Annotated in this window: 8 protein-coding genes and 3 pseudogenes; 3 read left to right on the top strand and 8 right to left on the bottom strand. The window is 74.7% G+C overall.

From position 1 onward, the window contains the following. Positions 1-61: 61 nt before the first annotated feature. Both AB0M46_RS20820 and AB0M46_RS20815 read left to right on the top strand, forming a co-directional pair. Positions 62-3,550 (top strand): annotated as a pseudogene (locus tag AB0M46_RS20820) (adenylate/guanylate cyclase domain-containing protein); the annotation flags it as partial. A 49-nt stretch (positions 3,551-3,599) separates the two neighbouring features. Next, positions 3,600-4,439, top strand: a pseudogene (locus AB0M46_RS20815) (serine/threonine-protein kinase); the annotation flags it as partial. A 1,434-nt stretch (positions 4,440-5,873) separates the two neighbouring features. Here AB0M46_RS20815 and AB0M46_RS20810 read toward each other — a convergent pair. The 8 genes and pseudogenes from AB0M46_RS20810 to AB0M46_RS20775 all read right to left on the bottom strand — a co-directional run bounded on the left by AB0M46_RS20810 (position 5,874) and on the right by AB0M46_RS20775 (position 14,922). Then, positions 5,874-7,034 (bottom strand): acyl-CoA dehydrogenase family protein, encoded by a 1,161-nt coding sequence (locus AB0M46_RS20810; protein WP_363338244.1) that lies wholly within the window; start codon positions 7,032-7,034, stop codon positions 5,874-5,876. 8 nt (positions 7,035-7,042) lie between these two features. Beyond that, complete coding sequence (locus AB0M46_RS20805) at positions 7,043-9,064, bottom strand: biotin carboxylase N-terminal domain-containing protein (protein WP_363338242.1); 2,022 nt, start codon at positions 9,062-9,064, stop codon at positions 7,043-7,045. A 45-nt stretch (positions 9,065-9,109) separates the two neighbouring features. Next, the gene (locus AB0M46_RS20800; protein ID WP_363338240.1) at positions 9,110-10,687 is read right to left on the bottom strand and encodes a carboxyl transferase domain-containing protein; all 1,578 of its coding nucleotides are present in this window, start codon (positions 10,685-10,687) and stop codon (positions 9,110-9,112) included. A gap of 3 nt (positions 10,688-10,690) precedes the next feature. Then, positions 10,691-10,936 (bottom strand): annotated as a pseudogene (locus AB0M46_RS20795) (acyl-CoA dehydrogenase family protein); the annotation flags it as partial. Positions 10,937-11,036: 100 nt separating this feature from the next. Next, a complete protein-coding gene (locus AB0M46_RS20790) occupies positions 11,037-12,728 on the bottom strand; it encodes an acyclic terpene utilization AtuA family protein (RefSeq protein WP_363338238.1) in 1,692 nt (563 codons plus the stop codon). After that, entirely contained in the window at positions 12,725-13,534 is an 810-nt protein-coding gene (locus tag AB0M46_RS20785; protein WP_363338236.1) for a TIGR03084 family metal-binding protein, read from the bottom strand. The genes AB0M46_RS20790 and AB0M46_RS20785 overlap by 4 nt, the downstream gene beginning before the upstream one ends. A gap of 8 nt (positions 13,535-13,542) precedes the next feature. Continuing rightward, a complete protein-coding gene (locus AB0M46_RS20780; protein ID WP_363338234.1) occupies positions 13,543-14,127 on the bottom strand; it encodes a TetR/AcrR family transcriptional regulator in 585 nt (194 codons plus the stop codon). A 117-nt stretch (positions 14,128-14,244) separates the two neighbouring features. Beyond that, on the bottom strand, positions 14,245-14,922 hold the full coding sequence (locus tag AB0M46_RS20775) for a Crp/Fnr family transcriptional regulator (RefSeq protein WP_363338232.1): 678 nt from the start codon (positions 14,920-14,922) through the stop codon (positions 14,245-14,247). Positions 14,923-15,328: 406 nt separating this feature from the next. On the opposite strand from AB0M46_RS20775, the gene AB0M46_RS20770 reads away from it, so the two are divergent. Then, positions 15,329-16,699: a CapA family protein gene (locus AB0M46_RS20770; protein WP_363338230.1), complete on the top strand. Its 1,371-nt coding sequence runs from the start codon at positions 15,329-15,331 to the stop codon at positions 16,697-16,699. Positions 16,700-16,743: the final 44 nt, after the last annotated feature.

Raw genomic sequence — 16,743 nt, 5'->3', positions numbered from 1 at the left:
GGGCACCGGGAACCACGGCCGGGTCGCCCCGGCGGCACCGGACCGCAGTGGAGGTGACGGCGTGACGTGTTCGGTGTGCGGGACCGTGGCCGTTCCCGGTGCGCGGTTCTGCCACCACTGCGGCTCCGCGCTGCCGGCGGCCGCCACCCTGCCCGCGGCCGAGCGGCGGATCGTCACCGTCCTGTTCGGTGACCTGTCCGACTTCACCGCCTGGTCGGAGGACCTCGACCCGGAGCGGGTCGGCGCGGTCACCGACCGGGTGCTGGCCGCCCTGGCCGGCGCGGTGAAGACGTTCGGCGGGCACGTCGACAAGCTGACCGGCGACGGGATCATGGCCGTCTTCGGCGCGCCGGTGGCGCACGAGGACGACGCCGAGCGGGCGGTGCGGGCCGCGCTGTCGATGCAGCGGGCGGTGCGCCGGGTGCTCGACGACGAGCGCGGCGGCGGCGCCCCGCTGGGCCTGCGCATCGGGCTCAACACCGGGCCGGTGGTGGCCGGCGTGCAGGCCGGCATCGAGTACACGGTCATCGGCGACACCGTCAACACCGCCGCCCGGCTGGCCGACGCGGCCGCCATCGGCGCGGTGTACGCGGGCGACCGCACCTCCTCGTCCACCCGGCGGCTCGCGTCCTGGCGGGCGCTGCGGCCGCTGCGGCTGAAGGGCAAGCGGGAGCCGGTCGACGCGTTCGAGCTGCTGGGCCTGCTCGACGCCCCGGGCACCCGCTCCGGCCTGGGCGACGAGGCGCCGTTCGTCGGGCGCGAGGCCGAGCTCGGCCGGGTCTCCGGCCGCCTCGCCGAGATCGCCGACCGGCAGGAGCCGCGCGTGCTGGTCTTCACCGGCGAGGCGGGCCTGGGCAAGACCCGGCTGGCCGGCGAGATCGAGCGGTTCGCGGCCGGCTACCTGGGCGGCGCCGGGTACGCCCCGAGCGCCGGGTTCGCCCCCGGCGGCGGCGCCCGCGTGCTGTCGGTGCACTGCGCCGCGTTCGGCGAGCGGCGCCGGCTCGCCCCCCTCGCCGACCTGGTCCGCGCCGCGATCGGCCTGCCACCCGACGCCGTGCTGACCCGCGAGGCGGTCGAGGAGCGGCTGCGCCGGCTGGCCCAGCGCCTGGCCCGGGCCGCTCGAGGTCGCCCGGAGCCGCCGCGCTTCGCCAGCGACCTGCTGCTCACCCTGATCGGGTACAGCGAGGACGTCGGCGACACCTCCTGGGTCGCGCCCGGCGGCAAGCCCGACGAGCTCGACCTGGACGCCGTGCCCAACGCCGTCGCCGAGCTGCTGTCCGGCCTGGCCGCGGAGACGCCGCTGGTCGTGATCGTCGACGACCTGCACGACGCCACCGCCGAGACCCTCGACGCCCTCGGCGCCACCATCGAGGGCCTCTCCGGCCCCGTGCTCATCGTGCTGCTCGGCCGGCCCGAGCTGGTGCGCTCGGCCGGCGTGCTGACCCGCATCGCCGACGCCGAGGTGGTGCCGATCCCGCCGCTGCGGGGCGCGGACGCGGCCCGGCTGCTCACCGCGTACCTCAGCGGCGGCCGCGTGGCCCCGCCCGACGAGGACCGGCTGCTGGCCACCGCCCAGGGCAACCCGTTCTACCTGGCCGAGCTGGTCACGCTGCTGCAGGAGCGCGGCGCGCTGACCACCGTGGCCGGCACCGACCCGCCCGGCTGGCGGCTCGCCCCCGGCTCGCTCGGCGGCCGGCTGCTCTCCCGCGACCTCGCCGCCGTGCTGGCCGCCCGCATCGACGCGCTGCCGGCCGACACCCGGGCGGTGCTGCGCGACGCCGCCGTCATCGGCGACACCGTGCCGGCCCGGGCGCTGGAGGCGCTGCGCTTCAACCCGCCCGGCCAGCCGGCCCGGCCCGCGGTCGTGGCCGCGGTCGAGCTGGAGCGGGCCGTCGAGGAGCTGCTGCAGCGCCGCATGCTGCGCCGCGGGCGGGGCGGGTTCGCCTTCGCCACGCCGCTGCTGCGCGAGGCCGCGTACGCGGGCATCGGCAAGGCCGACCTCGCCGAGCGGCACGCCGCGCTGTCGCGGTGGGCCGGGGCGGCGGTCAACGCCTACCTCGCCGCCGGCGGCACGGGCAACGTCACCGGGCTCAACATGGGCCTCGGCGCCGCCGACGCGTTCATCGCCGAGCACGCCGAGCGGGCCGGCCGGCTCGCCGACGTGGTCGGGCTGCGGCCGGACTCCCTGGCCCGCTCGGCCGCGCCGCTGGGCGTGCAGGCGCTGAGCCGCACCGCCCGGGCCGCGCTGACCGGGGGCGAGCCCGCGCAGGCCGCGCAGGCCGCCGACCGGGCCGCCGCGCTCGGGGGCGGGACGCTGCCGGCGGCCGACCGGCTGGTCCACGCCCGGGCGCTGCTCCAGCTGGGGCGGGGGTCGGAGGCGCTGGGGTACGCCGAGAAGATCACCGCCAATGCGGGCGACGACGCCGCCGTCCGGGTCGGCGCGCTGCTCGTGGCCGGGCGGGCCTATCGCGCGATGGGCGATCACCGGCGCAGCTACCAGACGCTGAGCGAGGCGCTGGAGGCGGCGACGGCGGCCCGGCTGACCTACGAGCGCGGCGACGCCATGCGCCGCCTCGGCATGGCCGACTTCCTCGAGGGGCGCCTGGCCGAGGCCGGCGGCCGGTTCGCCGAGTCGTTCCAGGTCGCCGTCACCGCGGGCGACCGGCGCGCCCAGGCCTGGTCGCTGCAGCACCTGGCCTGGGTCACCACCACCCGCGGCGACTTCGCCGGGGCCGACGCGGCGCTCGGGCGGGCCGCCCGCCGCTTCGCCGAGCTCGGCGACCCGGTCGGGCGGGCCTGGCTGCGCGGCACCACCGCGTTCGTGCGGCTGCTGGCCGGGCGGCTCGGCGAGGCCCGGCGGCTGGCCAAGGCGTTTCTGCCCTTCGGCGAGCGGGTCGGCGACGCGTGGGCGGTCGGCACGCTGCGCGCGGTCGAGGCATTCGCCGCGGCCGAGAGCGGCGACCTGGCCGAGGCCGACCGCGAGGCCCGCCGGGCGTACCGCGAGTTCGCCGCGGCCGGCGACGACTGGGGCCGCGGCCTGGCGCTGGTCGTGCGGGGCGTCGTCGCGCGCGAGCTGGGCGAGCCGGCGCACGCCTACGACCTGCTCTCCGACGCCACCGAGTACGGCGAGAAGACCGGCCACCCGCTGCTGCTGGGCATGTCCCGCACCATTCGCGGGTTCGTGAGCCTCGACCGGGGCGACCCGGAGGCCGCCGAGGTCGACGCCCGCGCGGTGCTGCAGGTGGTGGAGACCCACGACGTGCTGGAGCCGGCCAAGGTCGGCCCGCGGGTGCTGTTCGGCCTGGCCCGGCTGGCCCAGGGCGACCTGCCGGCGGCGCTGGAGATGCTGGGCTGCGTCGCCGCCGACCGCCCCGCCCCCTCGGTGATCTTCTCCCGGCGCCAGGCGGTGGCCGCCTACGCCTCCGCCCTGCTGGCCGCCGGGCGCAACGCCGAGGCCCTGGACTGGGCCCGGCAGGCGCAGATCTCCCCGGGGGAGGACGTGCGCGGTCGCGATTATGCGGCGGCGGTACTGCAGGAGGCCCTCGCCGCCAACGCCTCCGTCGGGGCGGTCGTCGAGCCGTGAATTGCGGCTGTGGCCGATGCGTGACGAAGAATTGTCAGACCCCGGCCGTATCGTCTATGCCGTGACCGCATCGCCTCCACTGCCCACGGTGCCCGGACTGGTCGGGTTCTCCGTGCTGGCGCGCGGCGGATACGCCACCGTCTACCGGGCCGAGCAGGAGTCGGTCGGCCGCGATGTGGCCGTCAAGGTGGAGAACCGCACGCTCGAGACCGAGCGCGACCGCCGCCGCTTCCTGCGCGAGGCCCGCGCGGCCGGCCGCATGTCCAGCCACCCGCACGTCGTCGACCTGTTCGACGCCGGCGTCACCGGCGACGGCCACCCATACCTGATCATGGAACTCTGCGACGGCTCCTATGCTGAGCGCATCCGCTCCGCCCCGCTGAGCCCCGAGGAGGTCCGCGAGGTCGGCTTCAAGATCGCCGACGCCCTCGCCGACGCGCATTCCCTGGGTGTACTACACCGCGACGTCAAACCCGCCAACATCCTCTTCAGCCGCTTCGGCGAGCCCGCCCTGGCCGACTTCGGCCTGGCCATCCTGGCCGAGTGGCGCGACGTCTCGATCACCCTGGACGTGCTGACCCCCGCCTATGCCCCGCCCGAGACGTTCCGCCACGCCCCGCCCGCCCCGGCCGCGGACGTCTACGCGCTGTGCGCCACCCTCTACGCCATGCTGCGCGGCCGCCCGCCCCGCTGGCGCCAGGACCAGATGCCCAGCCTGCTGTCCCTGGTCGACATGTTCAACGAGCACATCCCCGACGTCCCGGGCTGCCCCGACGAGCTCATGGCCATCCTGCGCGCGGGCATGTCCAACGACGAGTCCGCCCGCCCGACCGCGCTGCAGCTGCGCGACGCCCTGACCGCGCTGCGCATGGACCCGGCGCCGCAGGTCATCGTGTCGCCGGTGGGCTCGCCGCCGCTCGAGCCGGTGTATACGTCGCCGCCGCTGCCCCCTCCGCCGCCGCCCCCGCCGGCCGATCGGCTGCTGGACTCGCCGTTCATGGGGGGCCTTCCGCGCGACCTGGAGCAGACCGTCCCGCACCAGGCCGGCCCCGAGGAACCGCCGACCAACCCCTTGATCCCCGGCTCCGGCGCCCCCGGCTCCGGCGCCCCCGGCTCCGGCGCCCCCGGCTCCGGCGCCCCCGGCTCCGGCGCCCCCGGCTCCGGCGCCCCCGGCTCCGGTGTCCCGGGCTTCGGTGTCCCGGGCTTCGGCGCCCCTGATCCTTTAATCCCCGGCTTCGGCGGCTCCGGCTCCGGCCCCGGCCCCGCCCCTGGCTTCGGCGGCCCTGGCTTCGGTGGCCTCGGTTCTGGCGGGTCTTTCTTCGCTTCTGGCGTGGGCGTTGCGTCCGGTGAGGTGCCGCTCGCGCCGCCCGTCGATCCCTTCCTGACCCCGGGCAGGGCGGGTGGGGGGAGCCGGCGGGCCCTGTGGATCGGCGTGGCCGGCGGCCTGGTGGCGGTGGCGGCGCTGGTGGGCGTCGCGATTGCGTACGGGTTCGGCGGCAACTCGCCCGGCCCGGCCCCGTCCGCGTCGGCGATCGCCGCTCCGCCCCGCTCGACCTGCGGCCCGACCCCGGCCGTCGACACCCGGGCGCAGTGCTCCACGGTCGCGGAGTGCTACGACTCGAAGCCCGCCCGGGTGGACTGCGCCGGCGTCCACACGTGGGAGGTCTTCGCCTACGGCGACCTGCCCGCCGGCAGCCACGTCGCCGACCAGCGCGACCCGGTGGTGCGCTCGGTGTGCAGCGTTGGCACCCTGGTCGCGGTCAACATCAGCGCGGTGACCTGGCGGACCGAGGTGCTGCTACCGAGCCTGGCCGAGCAGCAGGCGGGCCCGACGACGTACCGCTGCCTGGCCGGCCAGGGCAAGGACTCCCTGACCGGCGACCAACTGCACAGGTAGCGCCGACCGCCGCGCCGCGCTCCTTCGGGTCCGGGAACAGCTCGGTGAGCAGGGCCAGGGCCGTCGGGGTGAGCAGCGCGGCGCCCACCTCCGCACCGGGGCGGCACCGGTGGCGCATCCGGTGGACCGGAGCGCTGGAGGGCGCGCTGGGCGGGCGGACACTCGCGACGGCGACAGCGCGGCGCCCACCCCCGCGCCGGGGCGGCACCGGCGGCGCATCCGGCGGAGCGGAGCGCTGCGGGGCCGCGCTGGGCGGGCGGACACTCGCCGACGGCGACAGCGCGACCCGGCCGCGCAACCTCGCGGCCGGCGCCGGCGCCGTCGTCAGTAGGGCTTGTCCTGGCGCGCTGCCCGGCCGCGCGCCGTTCGTGCCGTACAAGGGGCGGTCACTCGTCAGTAGGACTTCTCCTGGCCCATGAGGTGCTGGGAGACGAAGTTCAGGATCATCTCGCGGGAGACGGGGGCGATGCGGCCGGCGCGGACGGCGCCCAGCAGGGTGGCGACGCCGTACTCCGTGGTCATGCCGTTGCCGCCCAGCGACTGGATGGCCGTGTCCACGGCCAGGGCGGCGGCCTCGGCGGCGGCGTACTTGGCCATGTTCGCGGCCACGCCGGCCTCCAGGTCGCGGCCGGCGTCGTAGAGGGCCGCCGCCTTGGCGACCATCAGGCGGGCCAGCTCGACCTGGATGTGGGCGTGGGCCAGCGGGTGGGCCACGCCCTGGTGGGTGCCGATCGGCCGGCCCCAGACCGCGCGGGTCGCGGTGTAGGTGGAGGCGCGCTCCAGGGCGTAGCGGGCGGTGCCGCAGGCCATCGCGGCCACCGTGATGCGCTCCGGGTTGAGGCCGGAGAAGAGCGCCGGCAGGCCCGCCTCCGGATCCTCGCCGATGAGGGCATCCGACGGGACGCGGACGTCGTCGAGGTACAGCTGGAACTGGTTCTCGGGGCTGACGATCTCCATGTCCAGCTTCGTGGCGGTCAGGCCGGGGGCGTCGGCCGGGACCGCGAACAGGGCGGGCTTGAGCTTGCCGGTGCGCTCGTCCTCCAGGCGGGCGACGATCATGATCTTGGAGCATTCGTCGACGCCGGAGATGTACACCTTGCGGCCGGTCAGCGTGTAGCCGCCCGCGAAGGGGCGGGCGACCGTCGTCAGCTTGTGGAAGTTGGAGCCCGCGTCCGGCTCGGTGATGGCGAAGCAGACCTTCAGGGTGCCGTCGGCGAAGCCGGGCAGCATCGTCCGGCGCTGCTCCTCGGTGCCGTGCTTGGCGACGATCGTGGCGGCGATGGCGGGGGAGACGACGAGCAGCAGCAGCGGCGTGCCGGCGGCGGCCAGTTCCTCGCAGACGATCGCCAGCTCGGTGATGCCGCCGCCACCGCCGTTGTACTGCTCGGGGACGCTCACGCCCAGGTAGCCCAGGCGGGCGGCCTCCTGCCACAGCTCGTCGGAGTGCTCGCCGGCCTTGGCCTTGCGCACGAAGTACTCGTGGCCGTAGCGCTTGCCGAGCTTGGCGACGGCGTCGCGGAGGTCCTGCTGTTGAGGGGTGTAGTCGAAGTTCAACGAAACTCCTAGTGAGGGGATAGCACCGCCAGCAGCGCGCCGGACTCGACCTGCGAGCCGGCCGCGACCCGCAGGTCGCTGATGACGCCGTCGGTGGGGGCGTGCACGGGGTGCTCGAGCTTCATCGCCTCCACCGTGAGCAGCAGGTCGCCGGCGGTGACCCGCTGGCCGGGGACGACCAGCACCCGGCCGACCGCGCCCGGCAGCGGGGCGATGAGGGAGCCCTCGGGCTGTTCGGCGGCCGGCAGCGGGTAGCGCGGAAGCTCGGTCAGGGTCACCGAGCCCTCGGCGCTGTCCACGAACGACACGCCGTCGACCTCGTGCACGGCGAACTGCAGTCGCACGCCGCCGACGTCGAGCACGACCCGCTCGCCGGTGGCGGAGAGGATCGCCGCCGGCGGGTGGTCGGGGGCGCCGGCCGGGTCGAGGCCGGCGCCGGGCAGGCCGATGTCCTCGGGGTCGATGCGGCGCACCGCCCAGGCGGCCAGGTCGTTGGCCCGGTCCAGGCGGTAGCCGACCTCGATGGTGCCGGTCGGGCTCTCGTAGACGACGGTCTGCAGGGCGCTGGGGACGTTGCGCCAGCCCGACGGCAGGCCGGGCAGCAGGGCGGTCTTGGCCCGGCGGGCCGCCCCGGCGAGCGCCGCGGCCAGGCACGACAGGCGCACCGCGTCGACCGAGGACAGCAGCGGGGCGAAGACCTCAGGGTGGCGGTCCAGGAAGCCGGTGTCGGTGCCGCCGGACAGGAACGCCGAGTGCCGCAGCACCCGCACCAGCAGGTCGCGGTTGGTGGTCACGCCGTGGATGCGGGCCCGGGCCAGGGCCCCGCCGAGCATCCGGGTGGCCTCGGCCCGGGTCGGCGCCCAGGCGACGAGCTTGGCGAGCATCGGGTCGTAGTGCACGCCGACGACCGAGCCGTCGACCACGCCGGAGTCCAGGCGCAGGCCCGGGGCCGGCAGCGGGCCGAACGTGTGGGCGACGCCGGGGAGGTCGAAGCGGTGCAGCGTGCCGGTGGAGGGCATCCAGGCGTAGGCGGGGTCCTCGGCGTACAGCCGGACCTCGATCGCGTGGCCGCGCAGCGGCGGCGGGCCCTGGAAGGGCAGCGGGCCGCCCTCGGCCACCACCAGCTGCAGCCGGACCATGTCCACGCCGATCACGCACTCGGTGACCGGGTGCTCGACCTGCAGGCGGGTGTTCATCTCCAGGAAGAAGAACTCGCCGGTCGGCGCGAGCAGGAACTCCACCGTGCCGGCGCCGACGTAGCCGACCGCCCGGGCGGCCGCGATTGCCGCCTGGCACAGCTTCTCGCGCAGCGTGCCGTCGACCGCCGGGGACGGGGTCTCCTCGAGGATCTTCTGGTGCCGGCGCTGGATCGAGCACTCGCGCTCGCCGAGGGGGACCACGTTGCCGTGCGTGTCGGCCATGATCTGGACCTCGACGTGGCGGGCGCGTTCGACGTACCGCTCGCAGAACACCGTGCCGTCGCCGAACGCCGCCGACGCCTCGCGCCGCGCGGAGGCCACCGCCTCGGCCAGCGACTCGCGGTCGCGCACGATCCGCATGCCGCGGCCGCCGCCCCCCGCCGACGCCTTGACCAGCACGGGGAAGGTGTCGACCTCGTCCGGGTCGACGGCCGTCGGCAGCATCGGCACCCCGGCCTCGGCCAGCAGCGCCTTGGCCTCCAGCTTCGAGCCCATGACGGCGATCGCCTTCGGTGACGGCCCGACCCAGGTCAGGCCCGCGTCGATGACCGCCCGGGCGAACTCGGCGTTCTCCGAGAGGAAGCCATATCCCGGGTGTACGGCGTCCGCGCCGCACTTGCGGGCGGCCTGGATCAGCAGGTCGCCGCGCAGGTACGTCGCCGCCGGCGTATTGCCGGGCAGGTGCACGGCGTAGTCCGCCTCGGCGACGTGCGGGGAGTCGGCGTCGGCGTCGGAGTAGACGGCGACCGTCTCGATCCCCATCGCCCGGCAGGTGGCGAACACCCGGCGGGCGATCTCCCCGCGGTTGGCTACCAGCAGCCTTCTGATCACAGTGCCAAATCCCCCTCGTGCCGCAACGGCCGATTGTCGCCAGAGCTAGTGCCGGAAGACGCCGAACTGGGCGTGCTCGCCGGTGCCGACCAGCGCCAGGCACATGCCCAGCACCGTGCGGGTGTCGCGCGGGTCGATCACGCCGTCGTCGTACAGGCGGCCGGAGAGGAACAGCGCCGCCGACTCCTGCTCGACCTTGTGCTCGACCATGAACCGCATCGTGCGGTCCTGCTCCTCGTCGTACACCTGCCCCTTGGCCTCGGCCGCCTGCCGGGCCACGATGGACAGCACGCCGGCCAGCTGCTGTGGCCCCATCACGGCCGACTTCGCGTTGGGCCAGGTGAACAGGAACCGCGGCTCGAAGGCCCGGCCGCACATCCCGTAGTTGCCGGCGCCGTAGGAGGCGCCGATGTTGACCGTCAGGTGCGGCACCCGCGAGTTGGCCACCGCGTTGATCATCAGGGCGCCGTGCTTGATGATCCCGCCCTGCTCGTACTCGCTGCCGACCATGTAGCCGGTGGTGTTCTGCAGGAAGACCAGCGGGGTGCCGGTGCCGTTGGCCAGCTGGATGAACTGGGCCGCCTTCTGCGCCTCGGCCGAGAACAGCACGCCCCGGGCGTTGGCCAGCACGCCGACGCGGTGGCCGTGGATCTCGCCCCAGCCGGTGCACAGCGCGGGCCCGTAGGCCGGCTTGAACTCGTCGAACTCGCTGCCGTCGAGGATGCGGGCCAGGATCTCCCGCGGGTCGAACGGCACCCGCAGGTCCGCGCTGGGGATGCCGAGCAGGTCGTCCGCGTCGAACTTGGGCTCGCTGCCGTAGCGGCGCCCGACCGGGGCGGCGAAGTTGCGGATGCAGCCGCGGGCCAGCCGCAGGGCGTCGCGCTCGTCCTCGGCGACGAAGTCGGCCAGGCCCGAGCGGGTGGCGTGCATCGCCGCGCCGCCGAGCGTCTCGTCGTCCACCGTCTCGCCGGTCGCCATCTTCACCAGCGGCGGGCCGGCCAGGAACACCTTGGCCCGGTCGCGCACGAAGATCGTGTAGTCGGACATGCCGGGGACGTAGGCGCCGCCGGCGGTGGCGTTGCCGAACACCACCGCGACCGTCGGGATGGCCGCCGCCGAGAGCCGGGTCAGGTCCCGGAACGCCGCGCCGCCCGGGATGAAGATCTCCGCCTGCTGGGGCAGGTCGGCCCCGCCCGACTCGACCAGGTTGACCAGCGGCAGCCGGTTCTCCCGGGCGACCTGCGCGGCCCGCTGGGTCTTCTTCAACGTGAAGGGATTGACCGCCCCGCCGCGCACCGTCGGGTCGTTGGCCACGATCACGCAGGGCACGCCCTCGACGATGCCGATGCCGGTCACCATGCTGGCCCCGACCGGGTAGTCGGTGCCCCAGGCGGCCACTGGGCACAGCTCCAGGAACGGCGAGTCGCGGTCGACCAGCAGCTCGATGCGCTCGCGGGGCAGCAGCTTGCCGCGGGCGTGGTGGCGGGTGATGTACTTCTCGCCCCCGCCGCCGCGTGCCTGCCGTAACGCCGAATCCAGCTCGGTCAGCCGCTCGAGCATCGCCTGGCGGTTCTCCAAGTAGGCAGTCCCGTGCGGGGCGAGGTTGCTCGTCAACACCGGCATGCCTCAGACCCCCAACTGCTTCGCGATGATCTCGTTCATGATCTCCGTGGTGCCGCCGCCGATGCCCAGAATGCGAGCGTTGCCCGGTCTGGGCCGATCAGAGCGAAGCCCCATCGAGCCCTCGTTGACGACGTGGTCGCACGCCGCGACCGCGGTGTTCTTCGCCATCGCCACCTCCGTAACGAGCCGCTCGCCGCTTGCGACACGGACGGCGACCTGCCGGACGTACGCCCGGGCCCCTGCGCTTCGCTCTGGACCGCTCATGCCGTCACCTCCGCAACGCTGCGGCGCCGGCCTGAGCCAAAGCTGCGTTCATTGTTCGCGGCCCCTCCGCTTCGCTCCGGACCGCTCATGCGAGGAGCTCCTCGGGCAGGTCCACCACTCGGGAGCGCAGCCACTCGCCCAGCGCCTTGCCCTGCGGGTCGAAGCGGGTGCTGGCCGCGACTCCCGCACCCAGGATCGCGTGGATCACGAAGTTGACGGCCCTGATGTTGGGCAGTTCGTATCGTGCGACATCGAGCGGCGCGGCCTCGGGGAGCAGCTGCTTGAGCCGCTCGGTGGTGAGTTCGGCCCTCAGCCACGCATATGCGCGCTCGTCGCGGGCCCAGACCCCGATGTTGGCGTCCCCGCCCTTATCGCCGGATCGTGCCCCGAACAGCCGGCCGAGCGGGGCTCTTACGGTTTGCCCGGAAAACCCGGATATCGGCGCATCCCGATTGTTCGGGCTTGTCGCCGTTTTCTGGGGTCGAGGGGCATCTACCGGGCGGCGGGTGCCGTCCGGGAGCACGGCCACGTGGGGGACGGAGCCCTGGGGTACCGCATGGGAGGTGAAGATCCCGAACGGCGTGGCGTCGCCGGGTGGGGCGGTCAGCGCCAGGCCCGGGTAGGAGGCCAGCGCCAGCTCGACGGCGGCCTGGGAGAACGTGCGGCCGGCCCGCTTGGCGTCGCCGTCGCGCACGTGCACCGTGAGCAGCGCGCTGGCCGCCGCCTCCTCGGCCGCGTCCGGGTGGTCGGTGCGGGCCAGCGCGAACTCCAGGCCGTCCGGGCCGAGCGCGTCCTCCAGCTGGGCCCGCACCAGGGCCGCCTTGGCCTCGATGTCCAGCCCGCACAGCACGAACGTCATCGCGTTGTGGAAGCCGCCGAGCGCGTTCACGCCGACCTTCAGCGTGTCCGGCGGCGGCCCGCCGCGCACCCCGTCGATGCGCACCCGGTCGGGCCCGTCGGGGGTCAGCCGGATGCTCGCGAAGTCGGCGACGACGTCCGGGCCGGGGTAGGCCGGCGCGGCGATCTCGTACAGCAGCTGCGCGGTCACCGTCTCGACCGTGACGGCCCCGCCGGTGCCTGGGTGCTTGGTGATCACCGCGCTGCCGTCGGCGTGCAGCTCGGCGATCGGGAAGCCGGGGCGGCGCCCGCCGTCAGCCAGCTCGGTGAAGAACGCGAAGTTGCCGCCGGTGGCCTGCGCGCCGCACTCGAGCACGTGACCCGCGACCGTGGCGCCGGCCAGCGCGTCGAGGTCGGCCCGGGTCCAGCCGAAGCGGGCGATGCCGGGGCCGACGACCAGCGAGGCGTCGGTGACCCGGCCGGTGACCACGACGTCCGCGCCGGCGGTGAGGCACTCGGCGATGCCGAAGGCGCCGAGGTACGCGTTGGCGGTCAACGCCTGTCGCAGGCCGAACTCGGCGGCCCGGGCGGTGACGTCGTCGCCCTCCACGTGGGCGACGGCGGCGTCGAGGCCGAGCCGGGCGGCCAGCCGGCGGATCGCCTCGGCCAGCCCCGCAGGGTTGAGCCCGCCGGCGTTGGTCACCAGGCTGACGCGGCGCTCCAGCGCGGTACCGAGGACGGACTCCAACTGGCGCAGGAAGGTCTTGGCGTAGCCGGTCTGCGGGTCCTTGAGGCGGTCACGGCCGAGGATGAGCATCGTGAGCTCGGCCAGGTAGTCGCCGGTGAGGACGTCGAGCTCGCCGCCGTCGAGCATTTCGCGCCAGGCCGTGGCCCGGTCGCCGTAGAAGCCCGACGCGTTGCCGATGCGCAGGACGCTCATCGCGCCGCCGCCCTCGGCTCGCGGCCGGCGCCGGGCGGGCCGGCGAACGCCTGGGCGAGGCCCAGCCACGCCGCCGCGTCGTCGCCCGCGGCCTGCAGCGCCAGGTCGGCCGGGTGCCGGCGCTGGGTGACCAGCAGGCAGAAGTCCAGGGCCGGACCGCGCACGCGGTTGGGTGCGTGCCCGGGGCCGAAGGTCCACACCGACCCGTCGGGGGCGTCCAGCTCGACCCGGAAGGGCGCCGCCGGGGCCGGCCGGCCGTGGCTCTCGAAGGCATAGCCGATCGTGCGGAAGCCGATGTGGGCCACGTGCCGCAGCCGCTCGGTCGGGCGCAGGTGCTCGCGCGTCCGCTCGTCGCCGGGGAACGTCTCGGCGATGTCGCGCCCGTGCGCCCAGGTCTCCATGATCCGGGCGGTGGCGGCGGACACCGGCGACATCGCGGTGCCGAACCAGGGGCGCTGCTCGCCGGCCGGCACCGCGGTCAGCGCCGCGACGAGGGCGGCCCGCCCGGCCCGCCAGCGGGAGAGCATCTCGTCGGGCGGGGCCACGCCGGCCGCGGCGGCCCGGTCGACGAGCGTCTCCGGGTCCTGGAGCGTCTCGGTCAGCCGCGCGATGAAGCCGGCCGGGTCGGCGTTGGCCAGCGTGGCCATCCCGTCGGTCCAGTGCAGGTGGGCGATCTGGTGCGCGACGCTCCAGCCGGGCGCGGGCGTCGGGCGGCTCCACCGGTCCGGGCTCAGCCCGCTGACCAGCCGGTCGAGCGCCTCGGACTCCGCCTCCAGGTCCCGCAGCACGTCGTCGAGCAGCACCATCGCCCCTCCTAGAGGATCTTCTCCAGCTGCTGTTTCCAGGCCGCGAGCAGCTGGGCGCGCCGCGGTGAGTCGTCGGTGAGCAGGTTCGCGACGCCGAGGCCGCGCAGCAGGTCGAGGGTGGCCTGGACCGCCTCCCGCACGCCGGGCCGGGACTCGTCGGCGCCGAGCAGCTCGACGGCGAGCCGGTGCATCTCGCGGCCGACCCGGGCCTCGATCGGCACGAGGGCGTCGCGCAGCTCGGCGTCGGTGCGCGCGGCCACCCAGACCTCGAGCGCGGCGACGTACAGCGGGCCGGTGAACGCCGAGGCGAGCAGCTCGACGACGCGGTCGACCCGCTCGGCGCGGTCGCCGGTCAGCGCCGTGGCCTCGGTGCGGATCTCCTCGGCGCGGCGCTCGGCGAGGTGCTGGACGGCGGCGAGCACGAGGGCGGTCCGGGTGGGGTAGTGGTGCAGCTGGGCGCCCCGCGACACGCCGGCCCGCTCGGCGATGACCGTGGTGGTGGCGCCGGACCAGCCGAACTCGTAGAGGCACTCGACGGTGGCCTCCAGCAGGCGCCGCTGGGTGACGCGGCTTCGCTCCTGCTGTGCGGTCATGGGTCCAGGGTGTACCTCGAAAAACAAACAGTCAAGCCTGATTGTTTTTCGAGTACACAAACACAAAGCCGCCCTTTGCGGGGGCGGCTCAGGGGTGTCGGGCGGTGCTGCTGTGGATCAGACGCGCGCGCGGCGGGCCAGGCGCTCCGGGTCCATGATGATCACGCTCTTGCCGTCCAGCCGCAGCCAGCCGCGCGAGGCGAAGTCGGCCAGCGCCTTGTTCACCGTCTCCCGCGAGGCGCCCACGAGCTGGGCCATCTCCTCCTGCGTGAGGTCGTGGTTGACCCGCAGCACGCCGCCGTCGCGGGTGCCGAAGCGCCCCGCCATCTGCAGCAGCGTCTTGGCCACCCGGCCAGGCACGTCGGTGAAGATGAGGTCGGCCAGCGCGTCGTTGGTGCGGCGCAGCCGCCGGGCCAGCACCCGCAGCAGCTGCTCGGCGATCTCCGGCCGGTTGGTCAGCCAGGGGCGGAGGGCCTGCTTGCGCAGCCGGGCCAGCCGGGTGTCCAGCACCGCGGTGGCCGTCGCCGTGCGCGGGCCGGGGTCGAACAGGGACAGCTCGCCGACCATGTCGCTCGGGCCCATGACCGCGATCAGGTTCTGCCGGCCGTCGGCCGCGCGGCGCCCGACCTTGATCTTGCCGGACAGCACGATGTACAGACTGTCGCCGGGCTCGCCCTCGCTGAACACGACCTCGCCCTTGCGGACGTCGATCGTCTCCATCTCCTTGGCGAGGGATTCCGCCGCCTCGGCCTCGACCCCTTGGAAGATGCCGCTGCGCGTCAGTACCTCGTCCATCGCGTCCACCTCTACTCCGTCGGCGCGTCGTCCGCTTGCAAGCGACCGCGCGAACGTCAGTTTATGCATACGGGGTCGCGTTTGGGACGGTGGGAGCATGCTCATGCTACTCGCCGACCTGCGGCGGGGCTGTCGCGCACAAGGGCGGTCCGCCCCTCGCCGGGGTGCGATATCTTCGCGTCGGACATCGCTGAGTGCTGGAGTGGGGAATCACATGACGGTGTACGGCGGACCCTCTCGCCAGCCGGACGGGCCCGAGTGGCGCGACGACCGGACCGGGCGCGGCGTCCCAGCGGGCTCCCCATCCGATCAACCGACGGGGCCCGCCGGCGGTTACGGCCCGAGCACGGGAGGTTTCGACGGGTTTGCGGCGGGTCGAGACCCCCGCGAGGAGCGCACCGGCGGCGTGTACGGCGCCCCGCCGGCCACCGGCCCGCTCTACGGCGGCGGCCGCGAGCCGATCCCGGGCCCGTCCCGCGGCGAGCCGTACCCCCGCGCGACCCGTCCCGAGGACCTGTACTCCGCCCGCGCCTACGAGCCGGACGAGCGCGCCGGCCGGCGCAAGCTGCCCCTGCCCGGCGACCCCCCGCCGCAGCGCCCGGGCGGCGGCCGCCGCACGGCGATCATCGTGGGCGCGGTCGCCGCGGTCGTCATCGGCGCCGGCACCGCGGGCGCGGCCACCTTCCTCGGCGGCGACGACAAGCCGTCCCCCGGGCAGAGCACCACGCAGCAGGCGGCCGGTGGCGGCGGCAGTTCCGCGCCCGCCGACTCGGCCCAGCCGCAGGGCGGCGCGGCCGGCGGCCCGGCCGACGGCATCACGCTCAGCGCGACCGGCGACATCGTCATGGGCATGGCCCCGGGCGGGCTGCCGCCGAACAACGGCAAGGGGTTCTTCGACCCCGTCAAGGAGTACCTCGTCGCCGACTTCCAGATGGGCAACCTCGAGCAGGTGCTGACCGACGACACCGGCGTCGGCAAGTGCTCGGCCGACACCGTCGGCAAGACCTGCTTCGCGTTCCGCACGCCGCCCGCGTTCGTGCAGAACCTCAAGGACGCCGGCTTCATGATGATGAACATGGCGAACAACCACGCCTACGACTTCGGCGAGCAGGGCTACAAGAACTCGCAGAAGACGCTGGACGGCGCGGGGATCAAGTACACCGGCTGGCCCGGCATGATCTCCGTCGGCGAGGCCAAGGGCGTGAAGATCGCCGTGGTCGGGTTCGCCTCCTACACCTGGTCGAACCTCTGCTCCGACCTCGACGGCGCGGAGAAGATCATCAAGGAGGCGGCGACCAAGGCCGACCTCGTCGTGGTCCAGGTCCACCAGGGCGCCGAGGGCTCGGACAAGACCCACGTGAAGCCCGGCACCGAGATGTTCCTGGGCGAGAACCGCTGCGACCCGATCGCCTTCGGGCACCGGGTCGTCGACGCCGGCGCCGACCTGGTCATCGGGCACGGCCCGCACGTCATGCGGGCGATGGAGTTCTACAAGGGCCGGCTCATCGCCTACAGCCTGGGCAACTTCGGCGGCTACCGGGCGCTGAGCTACAACGGCACGGTCGGCATCGGCGGCGTGCTCAAGGTCCGGCTGCTGGCCGACGGCACCTGGAAGGGCGGATCGCTGACCGCCACCTACATGGTCGCGCCCGGCCTGCCCAAGCCCGACCCCAAGAAGCAGGCCATCCCGTTCGTGTCCGACCTCAGCAAGCAGGACTTCCCGACCACCGGTGCGAAGATCGCCGCGGACGGCACCATCACGCCGCCGACCGGCTGATCGGCTCAACCCGGAGGCGACGGCCGATGGTCGCTCGATCGGGG

It is taken from the genome of Dactylosporangium sp. NPDC051485 (assembly GCF_040682015.1).
Lineage (GTDB): Bacteria > Actinomycetota > Actinomycetes > Mycobacteriales > Micromonosporaceae > Dactylosporangium.
This window is presented reverse-complemented; position numbering and strand designations above follow the sequence as displayed.

Coding starts and splice junctions, on each gene's coding strand:
- AB0M46_RS20800 (WP_363338240.1), bottom strand. CDS start 10,687: ATGCCGGTGTTGACGAGCAACCTCGCCCCGCACGGGACTGCCTACTTG.
- AB0M46_RS20790 (WP_363338238.1), bottom strand. CDS start 12,728: ATGAGCGTCCTGCGCATCGGCAACGCGTCGGGCTTCTACGGCGACCGG.
- AB0M46_RS20785 (WP_363338236.1), bottom strand. CDS start 13,534: ATGGTGCTGCTCGACGACGTGCTGCGGGACCTGGAGGCGGAGTCCGAG.
- AB0M46_RS20780 (WP_363338234.1), bottom strand. CDS start 14,127: ATGACCGCACAGCAGGAGCGAAGCCGCGTCACCCAGCGGCGCCTGCTG.
- AB0M46_RS20775 (WP_363338232.1), bottom strand. CDS start 14,922: ATGGACGAGGTACTGACGCGCAGCGGCATCTTCCAAGGGGTCGAGGCC.